Genomic DNA, 20,102 nt, shown 5'->3' on the forward strand with positions numbered 1-20,102 from the left:
CAATCCGTTCAATATCTGTTTTCTTATGAATCAGTCAGATAAGTCAACGCCCCGTGCAGATTCGCCCGATCAGGCGAATGCCGGCACCTCACGGCGTCAATTTATGCAAACCGGAGCTCTGGCTGCGGCAGGCTTTTTTATTGTACCTCGCCACGTGCTGGGTGGCAAAGGTTTTATTGCCCCCAGTGATAAACTCAATATTGCCGGTGTAGGCTTTGGTGGTAAAGGGTTCAGTGATACCAACAACTCGTATAATAACGGAGCCAATAACATGGTGGCTTTGTGCGACGTAGACTGGGGTCTGGCCCGTGTGAAAGAAAATTTCACCAAGCATCCAAACGCGAAACGGTACAAGGATTTCCGCGAGATGCTGGATAAGGAAGGTAAGAACATCGATGCGGTAACCGTATCGACGGCCGACCATACCCACGCTGTAATCGCTATGGCGGCTATGCAGCGGGGCAAGCACGTATATGTACAGAAACCCCTGACCCACAACATCTACGAAGCGCGGATGCTGACCGAAGCAGCCCGTAAGTACAAAGTCGTTACACAGATGGGGAACCAGGGCTCGTCCAACCCGCAGCAGAAGCAAATGGTGGAGTGGTTCGATAAAGGGTTAATTGGTAACGTTCATACGATCAACCTATGGACCAACCGGCCCGTATGGCCACAAGGCATTCCCGTACCACAACCGGCATCGGAAACACCCGTCGACCTCGACTGGGATCTGTGGCTCGGACCCGCTCAGAAAGTAGGCTATACCCCCGCTTACCACCCCTTCAAATGGCGCGGCTGGTGGAACTTTGGCGCCGGTGCGCTGGGTGACATTGGCTGCCACATCATGGACGTACCGTTCCGCGTACTTGGACTAGGCTACCCAACCCAGGTTGAAACCAGCATTGGTCAGGTATTCCTGAAAGACTGGACGCCCGAGTACATTCCTGAAGGATGTCCGCCCTCCTCGCATGTTGAACTGAAATTTCCGGCTTCGACCAAGAACAAATCGGCGGTGACGTTGATTTGGGAAGATGGTGGGTTGCGCCCGTTCCGTCCGGATATGTTACCCGAAGGCGAACTTATGCCAGAAAATGGGGAGAATGGCGTGCTGTTACATGGCGACAAAGGCCTGATCGTTTGCGGCATGTATGGTGACAACCCAAGACTGTATACCAAGAGCGGAGACAAAATGGTAGCAGCCCCCAAACCAACGGGCGGCCTACCCGAAAACGGCCACCAGGTATTATGGACCGAAGCCTGTAAGGCTGGTTTTAACAGCAAGGAGCACAAGGCACTAACGTCTTCGTTCGACTTCGCTGGTCCGCTGACCGAATCGGTGCTGATGGGCAACCTGGCTATTCGTAGCTATACGCTCCGGACGCCTAAAGCCGATGGTAAAGGCTTTGATTACCCAGGCCGTAAGCGACTGATGTGGGATGGCAAAAACATGAAGATCACGAACATGGACGAAGCCAACCAATTCGTTAAGCGTGAATACCGCCAGGGCTGGTCACTAACAGCCTAATCCAAGTAAGTACAATAAGGTTAACCACAAAGGCACAAAGGCCACAGAGAGATACTATTTCTCTGTGGCCTTTGTGCCTTTGTGGTTAACCTCTTTTTTCTCAGTTACTGGTTCTAACAAACAACGACTGGGCCATGGTGCGTAAGCGGGCATGAGCTACATAGGCCCAGATGAGCAGCATGTACATCGAAAAGTCCTGGTACGATACCGGGAACGCCATGTTATTGATGTAATAACGCGTAGCCGTGAAATCGAGCGTCGGGGTGAAGCCAATCAGGTTTTCATACCCCAGCACCAGCGTCAGACCAAGCGCGTAGAACAAATACTGTGGCTTGCGAAAAGCCCACAAAACGCCCGCCAGGGCTGTAGCGCCAAAGCCTGCGTAGTGCTTCCAGGAGAGAATCAACTCAGTTGTTGTGGCAAGATAAACGGAATAAACCTGAACGGTTGTCAGCACAGCCAGTATGAGGCCATAGCCGTAAAACTCCTTTAATTGAGCACGTTGCATACAGTCAGTTTGTTACGGAAAGAAAAAATGAAAGATAAAAATACGTAAAAACTGCCAAGCACATAGACTAACAACGCTATTTTTTCAAGACGCCTTCGTTAAAAAATACAAATAACCCATCCTTACCAGCCACGATGATATCTTTTCGGCCGGATTTGTGCAAATCAGCCACGGCAAAATAAATGCCGGTCCCCTTCCCTACGCCCGCCGGGCCATAGGCGATGTCGTGTTTAACAAACTGTTTTTTCGGGGCGTCCCAGGTAAAATAGTATAAACCAACCGGGTCTTCCTCGCCGGGATCCCGGCCGTTATGCGCCCGAAAGCGCTTGCCCGTTAAGAGTTCCGGACGGCCATCTCCCGTTATGTCAATCCATTCGAGGCAATGGTACTGTGAGTTTTTTTCGTCAATCAAATGCTTCATCCAGCCACGTTGCCCGCTGGCATCGCGGGTTTGCTCGTACCAGTGCAGGCCATAACTGTGGCCCTGCCCTACAATCAGGTCATTTCGCTGATCGCCGTTCACATCGGCAACAAGGATAGGGACACTGGCCGTACCGAATGAAAACTCCTTGTGCAATGTCCAGGGCGTCTGCTCCCGGTTGGCGGGTGCTTCGAGCCAGCCATCGCTCACAATCAGATCACCCCGTCCATCGCCGTTGACATCCCCGAAGCCAAGCCCGTGCCCCTGGGTTGGCGCTACGGTGATGGTCTTGAATACACCGGGACTCATTAACTTGATATACTTCAGCGGATGGTTTGGATTGTTGGGCACGATATCGATGACCCCGTCGCCATCGACATCCCAGGCCCGAGTCGTTTCGACATTACCAACTTTACCAATTTCGTGTAAGGGCCAGCGGGCGTCTTTTTTCCCGGGGTTTTCGACCCATCGCAGGGTTTGATCGAACCAACCACCGGTTATAAAATCCAATCGCCCGTCGGCGTTAACATCCATGGGGATGGTCGAAAAATCGTCGTAGTACTGGTCTTTTCGCGGTTCGTTTCCAATGAGATGTCGATTTCGGAACTGGGGTCCTTCGTACCAGAAATCGCCCGATACCAGATCGAGTGTGTCATTGTTGTCCACGTCGAAGACGCCCACCGATTCGTAGCTCTCGGCCGCCACAAAGTAGCGATTGAAGCGCAAAGCAGGTTCGGGAGCAACGGCGCTGGTTAAGCCTAGCAAAAGAAGAAGACTACTGACTGGACGGAGCATACGGGCATCTGTTTTATCTAGCCAAAGTCTGAACTCGAGAATCTTTACTACAAGGTGCGAATCGAACGACCCGTTTCTGGGCATCGGCCCAGACTATATCCTAGGGTATTCCCTAGGATCCATCGATCTCATTATGAATACGTTGCCATGATACCTATACGCTCTCTCAGTGGCCTTTTTTAGTATTTATACCCAGTTTTATCTGTAACGCATGCTGACTAAATGACCATTTAATCAGTATGCTGAGGACTTACACTCACTTTATATACCTATAAACTTGTTGATTTTACTTGGCTATTATTTTTAATAACCAATTAACCCTTTTTTAATTATTTTCTAATCGTCACGAGTAGTTCTGCATAGACTTGTGGTTTTCACAGAAAATCTTTCCAATGTATTATTTTCTTTTCCAATCAAACTTAGACTATAAGCATAAAGAAACGTCCTTATGAAGAAACACTTACTTCCCCGACGAATGCTGGGCAGACTGTTAAAAACATCAAGTACTCAATTACTGCTGGCATTTACCTGTGTTAGTTTTACCTACGCGACTACCCCGCCTGAACGGAATTCGTTTACCATTCGCCCCAATACGCGGGCTGACAGAACACTAACCGGCCGAGTTACGGATGAGAAAGATGAAGCTCTACCCGGTGTCAGTGTTATTTTGAAGGGAACCCAACGCGGAACGGTTACAGACGCCGATGGTCGTTATAAATTAGACGTACCGGATAATGGCTCTACCCTTGTGTTCTCATTTGTTGGCTATCTTTCGCAGGAGGTCCGTATTGGCAACCAAACATCGGTCAATATTAGCCTGAAAGCAGATAGCAAAGTACTCGACGAGATTGTCGTTATCGGGTATGGTACCACCAAAAAATCGGATCTTACAGGAGCGGTATCAGGTGTTAAAGAAGCTCAGTTGCAGGAGCGGCCCGCCCCATCGCTGAACCAGGCGCTCTCGGGTCGGATGCCGGGTGTGCAGGTAAACACAAACTCCGGTCGTCCCGGCGGTCGTACGACTATCCGTATTCGTGGGTTTAGCTCCATCAACTCGTCGAACAACCCGCTTTATGTGGTCGATGGTGTTATGCTGCCACAGGGTACGGGCGATCAGTTCAGCAACCCGATTGACTACATCAACCCAAACGATATCGTCAATGTTGAAGTACTGAAAGATGCTTCATCGACGGCTATTTATGGAGCACGGGGCGCCAACGGCGTTATTCTGGTATCGACTCGTAAAGGGAAAGCTGGCGAAAGCCGCGTTACTTACGATAGCCAGTTCAGTGTAAACACCATTGGCCCCAACAAGCCAAAGGTTCTGAATGCTAAAGAATACCTGGCAACCGAGGATCTGGCGTATGCGAACATGGCAAAATTCGATCCCGTCGGCTGGGCGGCTGGCAAATGGACCTATCTGGATCCTAAAGTTCGTCGGACGGCGTTCAGCGCTGCGCATCCGGGTGTTTTCGATGCCAACCTGAATCCGTTGTATGATACCGACTGGTTCAAGGAGTCGGCGCAGAACAAATTGTCTCAGAATCACCAGCTCGGGTTTAGTGGCGGTAATGAGCGCACGCAATATTCGCTTTCGCTCAACTATCGGGATGATCAGGGTCTGATCAAAACGTCGTACATGAAACGGTACTCGGGTCGCTTCTCGATTGACGATCAGGTAAAAAGCTGGCTGAAAATTGGCGGCACCATGAGCTATAACTACCAGACTGAAAACCTGGTGGATGTTAATGACGCTGTTGCCCGGCAAATTGTAGAAGACTTCCCCTTCCTGCCTGTTCGGTATCCAGATACAGGTGTATTAGCAGAGAACCGAGATTATCCATATGCTGAAGGTACCATGAGCTCGGTTCACCGGCTGCAGGATCGTAAATACATCCAGAATACGCAAACGATCCTAGGTAGTTTGTTTACCAACATTACGTTCGCAAAAGGGCTGGAAATGCGCACCGTTTTGGGTACGAACGTCCAGACGCAGGAAGTTAACCAGTCTCAAACCCGTACGCTGAATATTGGTGGCAATGGCAACGCATCGACTCAAAGCACCCGGACTTCGTTCTGGTCGCTGGAGAACTACCTGACCTACAACAAGCAAATTGGCCAGGATCACTCGTTTACAGGCTTGCTGGGGCTCTCTTGGCAGGCAACCAACACGTTTAGAATGAATGGCAGTGTTAGTGGCTTTGCTACCGATTACTTTGGCTTCAATAACTTAGGTGCTGGTGCTACTAACCCATCTGTCGGCTCAGACGCAACGCGTTTTGCGTTTAACTCTTACTTCGGTCGGATTAATTACGGTTACAAAAACAAATATCTGTTCACCGTAACGGGCCGAGCCGATGGTTCTTCTAAATTCGGGGAGAACAACAAGTTTGCCTTTTTCCCCTCGGCGGCTTTAGCCTGGCGGGTATCGGAAGAAGACTTCCTGAAAGGGAACTCACTGATTTCCAACCTGAAAGTACGGACCAGCTACGGATTAACGGGTAACTCGGAGATTCCTCCTTACCAGTCACTATCGTTGCTCAGCTCCACCTATTCTACCATCTACAACGATGCACGGGTCAGTGGAACGGGTATCAACCGGCTGGCTAACCCAGACTTGCGTTGGGAGAAAACAGCACAAACCGATGTAGGTTTGGAACTGGGTCTGTTCAAAGGGCGCGTAACATTCGAAGCAGATTACTATTACCGTCTGACCACCGACATGCTGCTTGATGCCCCTGTTCCACGCACCAGCGGCTACGCTACGATTCGCCGGAACGTGGGATCGATGGAAAACAAAGGGTTCGAGTTTGGCCTGAACACGGTGAACATCAGCCGGGGCCAGTTTAGCTGGAACACGACGTTTAACATCTCGCTTAACCGCAACAAAGTGTTGTCACTAGCCACACCATCCGATATCTTCGGCGTTGGAGGTCCTAACTTCACAAATCAAACCAACATCATTCGGGTTGGCGAAGCCGTAGGTTCGTTCTGGGGCCTGACCCGCGCAGGTATATGGAGCGAAGCCGAGCGCGAAGAAGCGGCCAAGTTTACCAGCTATCGTAACGGTCTGACCATCCTACCTGGCGATATCAAGTATCTGGACGTAAATGGCGATAAAGCGATTACGGATGCTGACCGTAGTATCATTGGTAACGGCAGTCCAAAAGGCTGGGGAGCACTAACCAACAACTTCCGGTTTGGCAACTTCGATGCCACGCTTGAACTGCAGTATATGTACGGCAACGATGTCATGTTGATGAACCTGCACGCTAGCGAAGACCGGCAGGCACTCGCCAACAGCTACTCATCTGTACTGAATGCTTGGACGCCTACCAACCAGGGCAGCCAGATTGCCCAAGTTCGGGATACGCGGGCTGGTTACGTAACCAACGTCGATAGCCACTGGATCAAAAATGGCTCATTCCTACGGGGTAAAAATTTGCTATTTGGTTATACCGTACCGGCTGCGGTTACCAATAAGTTGAAGTTAAATCGGCTCCGCGTATATGCCTCGGCGCAAAACTTCTTCCTGCTATTGGAAGACCCCATCGTTGGCGATCCGGAAGTAACGCCTACTAATCAGGGCACTGGCGATAATAATAGTGCTTTCTCGCAGGGCATGATCTGGCACAACTATCCAAAACCAACCACGTATCTGTTAGGTCTCCAAATCGGATTGTAGTCCACAAACACATTTAACTTACTGATTTTCATTGTATGAGACATACACTCGTAAAACATATAAGCCGGGCCTTACTGTGCGGATTTGCCCTAACCGGCCCCATTGGCTGTACGGACTTTCTGAAAGAACAGGCTCCTTCGAACTTAACCCCCACCAGCTTCTATACCATTCCTGACCATGCCGAATCGGCTCTGGCATCGGTATACGCCAGTCTGCGGTTTATGGGCGATGGTGCCGGTATTTTCTCCAGTAACTGGCAGCTATTGGAAGCGCTGACAGGTACATCTACGACCGAAACCGCGCAAAATTCCGACCTCAACAACCTGTATTCGCTGGTACACGATGGCAATACAGGGCACGTTGTTAACTACTGGAATGGCCTGTATCGGGTTATTGCCAACGCCAATCAGTTGCTCGATAAAGTGCCGGGTATTACACCAATGGATGCGGCTCAAAAAACCAAAATTCTGGGAGAAGCTCGCTTCCTGCGCGCTTCGGCTTACTTTACGGCTGTTCAGTTGTGGGGCGATATTCCGTTGGTTACAAAGCCTCAATCGGCGGCTTCGGCGGATTTCTTACCCGCTCGTGCGTCTAAGGAAGATGTGTACAAGCTGATTGTTGAAGACCTGATTGCCGCTGAAGCCTCCGGTCTGGCCTGGATGGATGTGAGCGGTCGGGCCAATCTGGCCGCAGTGAAAACGCAGCTTGCTAAAGTATATCTGACGATGGCAGGATTTCCGCTCAGCAAGGGTGCGTCGCACTACAAACTAGCCGCTGACAAAGCGCTGGAAGTAATTACGTATGCCAATGCTAACCCGTCGTTGATCAATCTGTTCGCCACCTACGAGGACGTACACCGAGAAAGCACGGAGAACCGAGTAGAGCACCTCTTTATGCTCCAGTACAATACGACGGTGGCCGCTAATCCAATGGACAACTTCTACCCGAACTTTAAGCCCGTTACCTATAACGGCCCAGGGGGAACAGGAAGCTCTGTACCAACGTCAGCTTTCTATAACTCCTACGAAAAGGGAGATCTTCGAGCGAAAGACCAGGCGGGTTATTTCTATACCACGTATTATACCAACGGGAATGGTGCCCCATTTGACCTGGGAGCCCCTTATGTGTTCAAACACTTCAACCGCACGGCCAACGGAACTGCGGGTGCTGCGGGCTCGCGTCAGAACAACCTGAACGTACCCCAGATCCGGTATGCCGAAACGTTGCTGATCTATGCTGAAGCCCAGAACGAAGTGGGTGGACCTACACAAGCAGCCTACGATGCATTCAAACGGATTCGGGATCGGGCTACGTTGACAACGCCAGCGTTGGGTACCTATACACAGGCAACCCTTCGGGAAGCCGTTTGGCGGGAACGCTGGCACGAACTGTGTTACGAACAGATCACCTGGTTTGACATGGTGCGCCTGCGGAAAGTGTACAATGAGAAAACCAATGGGTTCGACAATTTCGTTGGCCACGTGAACCTCAGCTCCAACCAGGCATTGCAGGAGAAGCACCTGTTGCTGCCCCTGCCGAAACAGGAACTGTTGAATAACCCCAATCTGAAAACTCAGAACCCAGGTTATCCAGGCGTTTAATTAGGCATTAAGGAGATAAAAAACCGATAGGGCTTCGTCGCCTTATCGGTTTTTTTTATGCGTGCATACGCAGCGGGTTTGCCTAAAGCGTACTTCCGCCAAGAATTTTTCGATAGGCGCTTGGCGTTTGGCCCGTCACCGCCAGAAATGTCCTGTTGAAATGCGACAGGTTATTGAATCCAACAGCAGAACCTACATCGGCCACCGTGCGGGCGGAGTGCAATAATCGCCGGGCTTGATTGACGCGATATTCATTCACAAAATCCGTGAACGTTACCTGAGTCATTCGTTTGAAATACCGGCAAAAGGCCGGGACAGTCAGGCTGGCCAAATCAGACACGACCCGCATATCGATTGGCTCGGCATAATGTTGTTCAACATACTGGCATATGCGGTTAATACGCTCCTGCTCTTTGGGATTAAGGTCGAACCGGACACCGTCGGCGTGGAGTGCCTCCATGTCAGACGCACTCGCCAGGTACTGCAGAATTTGAAGTAAGGTTACCAGTCGCTCAAAGGGAGCCTGCTTCGGCAATTTGGCTAAGAGGGGCCCCACACATTTGCGGGTCTCGATACCGAACGTAAGGCCCATATGCGCCCGCTCAAATAAGCGCCGAACGGTGGTCAGTTCTGGCTTTTGCAGGAAAGAGTCTCCCATAAAATCATCGCGCAGTTGTACGACAATCTCTTCGAACTGGTCTTCTTTTCCATAGCTAAAGTTAAGGTGTGGCAAGTTTGGCCCAATGAATACCAATTCGCCCAGTTCATACCGGGACACGTTGGTACCCACCCGTCGCTGTCCATTCCCTTCTGGAATATAAACAATTTCATACTCAGGGTGATAGTGCCAGTATACCCTACAGGCTTCAGGCTCGGTATGGTGCATCACCTTGAAGGAACTTCCCGCTTCGGGCTCTATTTTTTCGAATTGAAGTTTCATAGCCACTAGCCGAACTGGTATTCTTAGAAAATAATTACGGGTTTCTGGTTACACCCCATCAAATGGAAACCGTAACTCATTTTTAAACGTTTATAAAGCAACATACTACTTCACGAAACAACATGAAACGAATTCACTTATTGGCGCTTAGTCTGCTTTTGCTGGCAGGCTGTGCACAAGGCCAATCGAAAGACACCTCACCTGCTAAGTTGCCTGCTCTGAAAGACGGAGAGGCTGTGGCTACTTTCGCCGGTGGCTGCTTCTGGGCCCTGGAAGAAGGTATGAATCAGCTTAAGGGCGTTCGCGAAGTTATTTCCGGCTATGCCGGCGGAAACGTCAAGAACCCAACCTACGAACAAGTTGGTACTGATGTAACGGGCCATGCCGAATCGGTACAAGTCTATTACGACCCAAAAGTTATCAGCTATACCCAATTGCTCGACGCCTTTTTTGCCGGTCATGATCCAACGACACTAAACCGTCAGGGTCCCGATGTTGGTCGTGATTACCGCTCAGTGGCTTTCTACCGAACACCCGCCGAAAAAGCCGAAATTCTGGCGGCCATTAAACGCACCAACGAGTCGAAACACTATGCCAATCCGGTTGTCACGGAAGTAACACCAATCACCGCTTTCTACCCGGCTGAGAATTACCACCAGAACTATTTTGCCCTGCATCCCGATCAGCCGTATATTCAGCGGGTATCGTTACCTAAGGTTGAGAAGCTACGGAAGGCCATGGTTGGTCACCTCAAAAATAATACAGCGTTAACAATGAATGACTAGTTCCTGACGCTAAAACGTCAATTCAGCATTAGTAACGGATAATAGATTATAAAAATAGCCGGCCTCGACCGGCTATTTTTGCCTTATGAATACGACTGCTCCTCTAAATAACCCGCATCGAAACCTGTTTGTCCGAAATCTGCTGACCTTCTTCCTGAACAGGCAGGCGTTGGCCGTTGGGTTGGTCTTTGCATCCGATAGTATTCTGTTTGGTAGTTGGGTAGCCCACATCCCATATGTGAAAGCAAAACTGCATCTTTCCGATGCTGATTTGGGCCTGACGCTATTCGCCATGCCCATTGGCCTGCTGGTGATGAACCCACTAACGGGCTGGATCATTGCCCGTTTGGGTGAAGCGCGGGCCTGTTTCTGGTCGGCAGTTGGCCTGACCTTGTCGGTTTGTATCCCCCTGAATGCGCCTAATCCATACGTGCTGGCTATTGGTCTGTTTCTGATGGGTCTGAATGCAGCCCTCATAAACGTGGCGATGAACACCACTGCTACCAACCTGGAGCGCGCACGGGGTATTGTGATCATGTCGTCGTGCCACGGCATGTGGAGTTTAGGCGGGCTATTCGGTTCGGGCATTGCTGGCGTGGTCATTTCGCTGCACATGTCGCCCCCGACACACCTCGCGGTGATGGCAGGGCTGATCTTGTTATTGACCTTTATCCTGCAGCCCATTCTGTCACAGATTCCATCGAGCAGCCGGACCGAAACGGGCGAAAAAGCCGGATCGTCCTTTGTTCGGCCAAACCTGGATTTACTACTGATGATCCTGATCGGCCTTGCTCTGGCCATGGGTGAGGGGGCCGCTTTCGACTGGAGTGCCGTCTATCTGCGCGAAACCCTTGGTGCCAGCAGCCAGATTGCCGCATTGGGCTTTGCCAGCTTTTCCCTGACAATGACTGGCTTCCGCTTTCTGGGAGATGCTATTATTCCTAAGATCGGGGCCAAACGTTGGTTACAAATTGGTGGCATTCTGGCCGCAGCCGGACTCTTATTTGCCATTGTTCTACCTTACCCATCAACAGCGCTCATTGGCTTTGGCTTGCTGGGTGCCGGTTGTTCTCTGGGTGCGCCAGTCCTGTATGCGGCTTCCATGCGGGTGCCGGGTATCCCACCCGCAGCAGGCCTGGCGACGTTTGCGACGTTCAGCTTCATCGGTTTTCTGGCTGGCCCGCCCCTTATCGGGTTCGTTGCCGAAGCCTTCGGCTTATATTATGGCCTGGGCTTTGTGGCTGTCATACTCTTTATTTCGGCAGGGTTAGCTCGTATGGTCAAGCTGTTTTAAGGTTAGCACTTACGCGCCAACGTGATCAATTGTGTACGGTCATTGTAATCCATATTTCGCTTACTACCAGCTAAAATGCGTAGTATTGTTGTGAAACGGATACCACCTAAAATCGCCATTGAAGTAGACGTCCGGATTGAGCCCGAAGAATTCTCCGGGAAGGAATCCGGCTATGTCTATGCGAAAACAGAGCGTTTGCTGGCTTTTGGTGTCGAGACGGTCATCTGGGTTACGACCGAGCCCAAGAAAATATTCGTGGCTACCCGCACGGCTCCCTGGATTACCCAAAACTGGGATGCCACCGTACCTGTACTGGACGATGTTGTGCTGAACCTGGCCGAGTTGTTACAAGAAGAAGGAATCGAGTTCTAATTAAGCCTATTCTTCATTGACTGCTACGGCCAGCAAATACCAGGCAGCATGCGGTAACCATTGTTCGGCCCACCGCCAGTCGCTGTCTTTCCCGGTCAGCTTATAGGCCAAGTTGAAATCAATATCCTCTTCATTATCGAATCCAGATGTAACCCCGTTCACGATGCCGCCGGGTGCGTTCGTGTATTCAAACGTACCGAAAAAGCCATAAGTCGGGTTATTGTGCCCCGCTCCCTGTAACATGCAGGCATCGTATGGATTTAGCCCCAGTATCCAGTTGAGTTGATCGAGGGCGAAACCAGCCAGTTGATCGTGCAGCCGTTTGTCATCGCCAAATAAAGGAGCCGCCAGCCGGGCAGCGGTTGCCATAGACGCAATTCGGGCATTTTCGCCCTGCCACCACGGAGAGGCTTCGCTGCCGTGCGGGAAGAAAAAACTACTACGCCGGTTGCCTACTGTATCCTGCACCAATTGTCGACTGTATCCGAACGGATTTTTCACCTCGTGCGTGACGGCCAGTTCATACATCATCGACCGCTTAATAGCTTCTTTTACCTTAGCCTGCGTTTCGGGCGACGCCAGCGGGTAATAGTATACCAGGCTGACCACTGGCAAACCCGCATCGGAAGGGTGAAAGAACGGCCGGTCCTGGCTGTCGGCCCGCCAGTAATCTTTATAGCTTTTCCAGGATGAAAGCCGGTTTAGCAACTGTTGTGCCCGTTTATCAGCAACTTGCTTATAGCTACTTTTTTTCGTGGCCTTATACAATTCGGTGGCCGCCGTCAGCGCACAATAATCATCAACGATATTCTCTACACCGTCGTTGGTCATGGCTACGTTTTCTTTCTCCAGAAAAGCGAAAGCCTCTTCGGCCGCTTTCAAATAAGCGGCCGGACTAAAATCGCCCGTTTGATCACCCGCATACGTAGAGGCCATCGCCAGGGCTGCAATGGCCAGTCCCCCACCCGATCGGTAGCTAACCTGGTATTTGCGCCAGTTTGTTTCATCGGCCGCACTGGCAAGCGTCTGGTCTTTCGTCTGCTTGATCCGGTATGCTTTATCTTCGGCCTGAATAACGCGGTCCTTGGCTAACTTACCCGGACCCGGTGCTTTTACAGACCTATAAAACGAGCCGCCTTTGGCCTGTGCCCGCACCAGGTAATCGGCCCCGTACATCGCTTCATCGAGTAACCGACGGGTATACTGCCGAAAGTCCGTTCCTGTCCGTTTGGTTAGTTGGCCGTGCGTTTTTAGGAGGCTCCAGGCAGTCAGTGAAATCTGCTGTGGATTGAAGTAGGACGAGAAGGTAAGGTGCGACAAGTGCTTGCCATAATCGCCGGTGGCATCGTACCACCCGCCGTGGACATCCAGCGTATTGCCCGGACGACCCGCCAGAATTAGTTTATGGTCTGCTTTATCCAGCAAGCCTGAGCTACGCTGGCCTTTAAAATAATAGACCACATCCGATAACGTGAATTGCTCCAATACATTTTTGCTGATCGAAAATGGGTAGGATTCCACGGGTTTCCCTGCCCCGCTAAGCTGCACCCGATACGTACCTTCGGTGATATAGGGGCTAAAGTCAAGCGTCCAGAAGAGCCAGTTTTTCCATTTGTTCACGGGCCCGTTAAACACAGGTTTTCCCGAGTACACGACCTTACCGGTTGTTGTATTGACGAGCTCAAAGCCTGTGATAGGGACCTGCCGGTCGGCCATCACAATTGCCCGCTTGGCTTTTGCCGGTTCGTACCCTACCTGATTGGTTAAAACGCGAAGGGATTGCGCAGAAAGCAGACATGATACATGAAGAAAAATAAATAAAAATAGGTTTTTAGCGGATCGAAAACGCATTGAAAAGTAAGGTTGATTGAGCACAGTAGTTGGTTGCGGTAAGTTGTCAGAGCCTATATGCTATTCTGTTGTTTCGGCTCCCCACAAGATGGCATTCCTGAACATTGTTGTAAAGGCTTTATTAGTAAACAAGTCGGGGTGATGACCCATGAAGATGTAAATGTTCCGCGCTTTTAGGTGCTCGTTCGACCAAACGACCGGATGATCGCCCATTTTAATAGCCGAATCCGGCGAATAGGTCGATTCATCGACCGAGGCCAGCACATTGACATTGGGGCGTGGGCTTTTGTCGTAGGTGTACCATTCTTCTTTTTGAACCTCGAACGACGCAGGCACTCCCTTCATACAGGGATGCGTTTTGGCCTCAACCCGAACCGTTGCTTTGGCGAAACCAGGTATGTAATTCTTGTACCGAATACCACCCATAAAATTGGAGAACCAGGGCCACATAGCATACCCATCGAATTCGCCCAGCAGCGTGGCATGATGAAACCCAATCCAACCGCCTTTGCCTTCGGTAATGTATTTCTGAAAGGCCGCTTTCGCGGTATCACTCCACATATAGGGCGGGTAATTCAACTGAATAAACAGTTGATACTGCGCCAAAAATGTATCATTGATGGGTTCCGCATTTTCAATATAATGAATAGAGAAGTTTGTTGAAGCGGCCTGACTGGCGAGCCATTCTTTTGCAGCCGCAACAAAAGGCGCGTGAATGCCACCGGCTTCGGTCATAACGACCACCTTAAACTGGGGTTTAGTGGATTGGCTAAACAGGGAACCACATTTACTGGCACCAGCCAGGATCAGAAGCGAGCGAATAAAATTTCGTTTTGTAAAATGCGTTGTCATGCAGGTTTTGACTTCTTTGTAATAAACTGTTTTTATGGCTATCGAATCAAGCTAAGGGATCCGGTCTTTTGGTCGTTGATGACTTTGCCCCGCTGGCTGAGCCTATACCGAATGCGCCAGGCATACACCCCCGTTCCGCAACGATCGCCCTGGTATTTACCATCCCAAAGAAAGGGAGAAGTAGTTGTCTCGAAAACTACTTCTCCCCAGCGATCAAAAATAGCCAGCGATGTGATGGTAATATCTCCACACCCATAAGCTAGAAAAACATCATTCAGCCCATCCCCATTTGGCGTAAAGGTGTTGGGCGCGTAGAGAACACAATCGCAGGCGCTATAATCGATCACAATCGAATCCGTAACCGTAGCACAAGCATTCTGCACGCTCGCCCGGTAGACGCCCGAACTACTCACGGTTCGTTCAACCCCTAAAACCTGGTCTATCCAGGTAAATTTCCCTTCGGCAACAACCGGTTTGATAACAAACAGTTGTGCTCCGCACAGTTGTTTGTCGGGCCCTAACTCCAATTCGGGAGGCTGTATGTACTGTACCTGAATTGTATCGCTGGCAATACAACTGGCCTGGGTTACCTGAATACTATATTGCCCGGCCTGACGCACCGTCAGTGCATTTGTCGATGAGCCATCCTGCCAGCGGTAAGTCGACGCGGTTGTAGCAGGCACTTTTAGCGTGAGCGTTTGGCCATTACAGATTGTTGTGTCGGCACCCAGGCTGAAGTCAAGCGCGTAATCGACCGTGATACTATCCGTAAGTTTTTTGCAATCCGTAACGGCCGTAACGGAGTATTTGCCGGGTTTGGTTACCTGCAGGGTAGGTTTGGTGCTTCCATCGTTCCACCGATAATCGGAGGCTCCGGGCGTTGTGGCATCGAGTAAGAGTGTACTCTTTCGACCGCATAAGGTCGTGTCTTTACCAAGTTCGAGGGTGACGGGCACCAGCAATATATCATCGACAAACAAATAATAATAGCCCAGAAAAGGAGGCTCTTTATTGAAGCTTCCAATGGTAATATACTGCTCGCCCCCCTTGGCTGTTACGAAACCAGCAATGCGCTGCCACTGCAGGCGGCCAACACTACCTTTGGGCTGGTTATCCAGAATTTGCGGATGGGCAGGCAGTCTATCCGTTGTCGTTGCATCCATGACCGGACTTGCGGATAAATAAGCTCCCAGTGTTTCGGTCAGGTATTTGTTAGGCGTATCCGTAGCAACGTACATTTCAAAATAATAGCACTTGTCGGCGATCAGTGGTCTGAGCAAGCGTACACCCAGGTACTCAGCCCAGCCCTGATCAAAAAATATATGTCCTACTCCCTGACCCGAATGGGGCGGCAACGACATTTGCCCCGTCTGAAAACACTCGTGGTAGAAATCAGGAGTGGCCCGGTTTGGGTTATACCAGGGAGTTGCCTCGATGAGTTGATTGTCCTGGCGCGGGCAATTCCGGTACGTTTCAAAGCTACCGTTGGGAATAAGGTTCTGGCCCGCGAGCATTCCGGGAAGGAACACGACGAGGCTAAGCCAAAGCCAACTATATCCTTTTTGCATAACCCTGATGTCATTAAACGAGGGGTATCTAAGGTACTGATTTTTTATGAATACGAGCACTATTCGCACAGGGTTGCTTCCTTTCCGCAGCCGGTACCCACGAAAAAAGCCACTCACGAACAGAGTGGCTTTTTTTCAATAGTGTGGATGGATGCTGTTGCCTCAGATCGGCACTTTTTAATTAATGCTGAACCGAGATGACTCGTTGGCCAAGCCCGGCTCAAACAGAGGAAGGTTTTGTTTAATACCATCCTAAAGATACTACTCAACCTGATGTTCTAGTGAAGAAAAGGTGTCAGTAGCAGAAATTAGTAAGTGAACTGGCAAACCAGCGATGTGAACGGTTCTCAGCCGATAAGCACAGGCATACATCAACCCGTCAAATAATTCTTAATAGTGATTAAATCGTTGCAGAAAGTCTTCTTTATAGCTCCGGCTTAAGGGAAGTAACTGCGTTCCAATGCTTAGTTCGGCGTCATTGAAGGAGTCCACTTTATGAATATTGACGGCGTAAGACCGATGGATACGGACCAGAGACGGCAGATTCATCCGCTCCAGAATACCACTCAGCGTTTGCCGGACAACGTATTTTCGATTCGTAGTAACCAGTGTGGTATACACGTTGTCGGCCTCCAGATACAGCAATTCGGTTACGTTTATTTTAACGAATTGGTAGTTCTGCTTAACAAATAAATGGTCCTCAATTTGTAGAATTGTTTCTTTATCTCGTGACGTGCTACGCTCCGCAACTACCGTGGTCGCGGGAGCGGGCTTAGTCCGGAGACTGAAATTATGAATTGCCAGCTCGATAGCGGTTCTCAGGCTGTTCAGTTGATAAGGCTTATGCACATAGGCCGCCGGATACGTCTGCTTGGCTCGTTCCAGGGTTTCCCGGTCTGTCAGGGCCGTCAGGTAGATGACAGGAATGGGCCGTTCGGCCGTTATGCGTTCAACAGTTTCAATACCATCCCAGTCACCTTTGATGGTAATATCGCAAAGTAATAGATCCACTCGTTGCCGCTGGCATAAATCGAGCGCCTTGCGGCCATTATTAGCAATACCTACTACAAAGTAGCCATCAGCTTCGAGGCTGTCGCTTAACTCCATAGCTAAAATACCTTCATCTTCCACTATCAAAATATGGATACGTTCATCAATGGTCATCAAAGGGTACTATTTAATACTGTTTAGGGGAGGTTAGGTTGTCTGCTGCCAGACACATCGTTTACCATCAGCTTTTGTAGCTTAGATACATACTGTTTGCCACATGGACTCTATAACTGAGCCGCGCCCACGGTATGTATTCTTATTTAGAAAGGTGTAGAGTAAATGTGTATTCCAACAAGATACAATGCATTAACTTACATAATTAACTATTGTTGGTCTATTTTTAGTAAGAACAAGTATAATTGTATACGTAAAAGCCAACTATGTAGCCAGTAAAAAGCTTTTTTTTATTTATTTGACACAAGATCAGGCGGCTAAGCGAGTTTGAGGTATGTGCAGCCGACACAAAGTACCATTCTGGGTAGTTAACTCGAACTTACCCTCTAACTGTTCGGTAAGGGACGTAACTAAACGCCGACCAAATGACGTTTTACTATTATTTTTCTGCCAGTCGGCAGCCTGTATACCCGGCCCATTATCCTGTACTTCCAGCGTAATGCCTGGTTGAGATTCGCCGTTGGCATAATCCAGTTTGATACGAAGCAGCGGATGCTCCTGATGCGTAAAGGCGTACTTAAACGAATTGGTTATTAGCTCATTGACGATCAACCCTAGAGGCATGGCCACATCGACATCCAATTCTTCCAGCGCGACATCAACCTGTAGATCGAAGTTAGCGGGTTCATATCCGTAAGCCTGCATCAGGCTTTCAGACAGATCGGTTAAGTATTCCCGAATGTTAACGATCGTTACCCGATCCGTTTGGTACAACCGCTGGTGAATGAGCGACATGGCCTGCACCCGCTGCTGGCCTTTGCGAAGTGCCTGCACGGCCTTCTCATCTGTCAGCCCGTTTGCCTGCAAGGTGAGCAGGCTCGATACAATGGCCAAATTGTTTTTAACCCGGTGATGGAGCTCTTTCATCAAGGTGCGTAATTGATCTGACTGACTGACCAACTGGTGGCTGTTGCTGGTAATAATCTCATTCTGAGCCGATAATTGCTTATTGGCCCGACGCAATGCCCAGTATTGGCCCACCAGAAGGCTTAGCAGCAAACCAAGCAGCCCTAAGCCACCCGCCATGTAGTTGACCTGCCGGGTTTGTTGCTGGTTTTCCTGATCGAGAGCCGCAATTTGGTTCATCCGCTTTTGCGTTTCATACTTTGCCTGAACATCGGCGATAGCGCGTGCTTTTTCAATATCGACGACCGCTTTTATGCGGGCAACCCGGCGGTTCTCTTCGGCCTGAATAGCCGCAATTTCCTTTTCCTTACCAGATTCTATACGAGCTATTTCTCTGGTTTTAGCCAAAGCCAGCTGGGCCTGAATCGTGGCCAGCTCATTCGACTTTTTTAGCGTATACTGTTCTTCCAGGCGGGCAACCGTGCGTGTTTTATCCAGGTTCATCAACGAATCTTCAATTCGCTTCTGCTGTACAGCGTAATTATAGGCTTTCTCATATTTCCCTACACTCGCGTACATCTGCGACATCATTTTATAAACCGATCGGGTCAGCGGAGCATCCTTGCTTTTCTCGACCAGCGCAATGGCTTTTTCACCGTATAAAATGGCCTGGTCGGGCTTTTTCAGGAATTGATAAGCCGTCGATAGATTCCGGTAATTATGAACAAGGCTGGTTGTCCGGTTGAGTTCCAGGTTGATCGCCAGGGCCTTGTTGAGGTACATAACTGCCTGCTCATACTTGCCTTGTACATTGGCATTTTTACCAAGGTCATTATAAATAACCCGATAGTCCTCCGGCTTGGCATGGATGGCGTCATTGATCGCCAACGCTTTCAGGAAACATTCCCTCCCGCGCTCATACTCAAGCAGGTCCTCATAAATAATGCCCAGGTTAATGTAATTTTCAGCCAGCGAACGGTTATTCTTAAGCTCCTGATTTATTCGGATGGCCTGTTGGATATAGTACATACCTTTTTCCAGATTGGCACGAATCCGTAAATCTCCCCCCATCGTTTTATAGAGTAGCCCTAAATTATGGTATACTTTGGCAATTGAACTGAGCTTATGGCATTTAGTGAAGTAGTTAATAGCTGCCTGCGCACACAGGATCGACTCGTCAAATAAGCCCTGATGGAGACGTACGACGCTGGTCAGTAGATTATAATCACCAAGCCCTGCCAAATCATGCGTCTTCTGGCAATGTTTCAGCATCGGTTTCAGGTAATAGAGCGCCGAATCGAGCTTACTTTCCTTGTAGAAGCTATTGGCAATATTGTAGTAGGTGCGTGCTCTGGTTGTATCGGGGAGTTTGTACGTCAGTGTCGTTTTTAAGCTGTCGATCAGCCGACGCTGTGCCTGAGCGGGATTGCCTACTGCCAGTACGACTACCAGAAGGCAATACAAAGCCCATAAATTACTTTTCATGATAACATTTCGTAATTGTTGACCAAAGTAGAAATATCTGGTAAACGATAGTTTAACTAGGGGAAATATACGACTAAAATTAGGTTTAGTACGTTTAGCCTACCGTTTAAAAAATCTAATTTCTGACTGGCTTTTCCCTGATCTGTTGGCCGTTACCGGAATAGCAAGGGCATTAACCGACTGATTCACCCTTTGGAGGTGAATCAGCAAGAACTGGTATTTACGCCAGAACAAGGTGTTACATGAAGATCCGGCTAGCATGCCCACCAGTATCGGCTCCCCAAGTAGTGCGTTAATTCGTGTGGGGCTGGCGGGTATCGTTGGGCGCTGGTCTGGGTTTATGGAGAGGC

The 20,102-nt window shown here is 49.7% G+C and carries 14 protein-coding genes; 6 read left to right on the forward strand and 8 right to left on the reverse strand.

Annotated elements, in window-relative coordinates:
* Positions 1-25 precede the first annotated feature (25 nt).
* Entirely contained in the window at positions 26-1,525 is a 1,500-nt protein-coding gene (locus tag ACYVAM_RS08985) for a Gfo/Idh/MocA family protein (RefSeq protein ID WP_461066067.1), read from the forward strand.
* Positions 1,526-1,625: 100 nt separating this feature from the next.
* On the opposite strand, the gene ACYVAM_RS08990 is transcribed toward ACYVAM_RS08985, so the two are convergent.
* A complete protein-coding gene (locus ACYVAM_RS08990) occupies positions 1,626-2,033 on the reverse strand; it encodes a hypothetical protein (RefSeq protein ID WP_461066069.1) in 408 nt (135 codons plus the stop codon).
* A 76-nt stretch (positions 2,034-2,109) separates the two neighbouring features.
* Positions 2,110-3,249 (reverse strand): FG-GAP repeat domain-containing protein, encoded by a 1,140-nt coding sequence (locus tag ACYVAM_RS08995; protein WP_461066071.1) that lies wholly within the window; start codon positions 3,247-3,249, stop codon positions 2,110-2,112.
* 448 nt (positions 3,250-3,697) lie between these two features.
* On the opposite strand from ACYVAM_RS08995, the gene ACYVAM_RS09000 reads away from it, so the two are divergent.
* Positions 3,698-6,934, forward strand: coding sequence for a SusC/RagA family TonB-linked outer membrane protein (locus ACYVAM_RS09000; RefSeq protein WP_461066073.1), 3,237 nt, complete (start codon positions 3,698-3,700; stop codon positions 6,932-6,934).
* A 35-nt stretch (positions 6,935-6,969) separates the two neighbouring features.
* Positions 6,970-8,535: a RagB/SusD family nutrient uptake outer membrane protein gene (locus ACYVAM_RS09005; RefSeq protein ID WP_461066075.1), complete on the forward strand. Its 1,566-nt coding sequence runs from the start codon at positions 6,970-6,972 to the stop codon at positions 8,533-8,535.
* Between the two features lie 82 nt (positions 8,536-8,617).
* On the opposite strand, the gene ACYVAM_RS09010 is transcribed toward ACYVAM_RS09005, so the two are convergent.
* A complete protein-coding gene (locus ACYVAM_RS09010) occupies positions 8,618-9,475 on the reverse strand; it encodes a helix-turn-helix domain-containing protein (protein WP_461066077.1) in 858 nt (285 codons plus the stop codon).
* 122 nt (positions 9,476-9,597) lie between these two features.
* Between ACYVAM_RS09010 and msrA the strand changes: the two genes are divergently transcribed.
* The 3 genes from msrA to ACYVAM_RS09025 all read left to right on the forward strand — a co-directional run bounded on the left by msrA (position 9,598) and on the right by ACYVAM_RS09025 (position 11,926).
* Positions 9,598-10,260: a peptide-methionine (S)-S-oxide reductase MsrA gene (gene msrA / locus ACYVAM_RS09015; RefSeq protein ID WP_461066079.1), complete on the forward strand. Its 663-nt coding sequence runs from the start codon at positions 9,598-9,600 to the stop codon at positions 10,258-10,260.
* Positions 10,261-10,345: 85 nt separating this feature from the next.
* Positions 10,346-11,554 carry an MFS transporter gene (locus ACYVAM_RS09020; RefSeq protein WP_461066081.1) on the forward strand — a complete coding sequence of 403 codons (1,209 nt, stop codon included), beginning with the start codon at positions 10,346-10,348 and terminating at the stop codon, positions 11,552-11,554.
* A gap of 75 nt (positions 11,555-11,629) precedes the next feature.
* Complete coding sequence (locus ACYVAM_RS09025) at positions 11,630-11,926, forward strand: hypothetical protein (protein WP_461066083.1); 297 nt, start codon at positions 11,630-11,632, stop codon at positions 11,924-11,926.
* Positions 11,927-11,932: 6 nt separating this feature from the next.
* Here ACYVAM_RS09025 and ACYVAM_RS09030 read toward each other — a convergent pair whose 3' ends face one another.
* From ACYVAM_RS09030 to ACYVAM_RS09050, 5 genes are all read right to left on the reverse strand, one after another.
* Positions 11,933-13,777: a glycoside hydrolase family 9 protein gene (locus ACYVAM_RS09030; RefSeq protein WP_461066085.1), complete on the reverse strand. Its 1,845-nt coding sequence runs from the start codon at positions 13,775-13,777 to the stop codon at positions 11,933-11,935.
* A 60-nt stretch (positions 13,778-13,837) separates the two neighbouring features.
* Positions 13,838-14,629: a ThuA domain-containing protein gene (locus ACYVAM_RS09035; protein ID WP_461066087.1), complete on the reverse strand. Its 792-nt coding sequence runs from the start codon at positions 14,627-14,629 to the stop codon at positions 13,838-13,840.
* A gap of 38 nt (positions 14,630-14,667) precedes the next feature.
* On the reverse strand, positions 14,668-16,197 hold the full coding sequence (locus ACYVAM_RS09040) for a T9SS type B sorting domain-containing protein (protein ID WP_461066089.1): 1,530 nt from the start codon (positions 16,195-16,197) through the stop codon (positions 14,668-14,670).
* A 390-nt stretch (positions 16,198-16,587) separates the two neighbouring features.
* Positions 16,588-17,361: a response regulator gene (locus ACYVAM_RS09045; protein ID WP_461066091.1), complete on the reverse strand. Its 774-nt coding sequence runs from the start codon at positions 17,359-17,361 to the stop codon at positions 16,588-16,590.
* 309 nt (positions 17,362-17,670) lie between these two features.
* The gene (locus ACYVAM_RS09050; protein WP_461066093.1) at positions 17,671-19,752 is read right to left on the reverse strand and encodes a sensor histidine kinase; all 2,082 of its coding nucleotides are present in this window, start codon (positions 19,750-19,752) and stop codon (positions 17,671-17,673) included.
* Between the last annotated feature and the right edge of the window lie 350 nt (positions 19,753-20,102).

This window comes from Spirosoma horti, assembly GCF_054776595.1.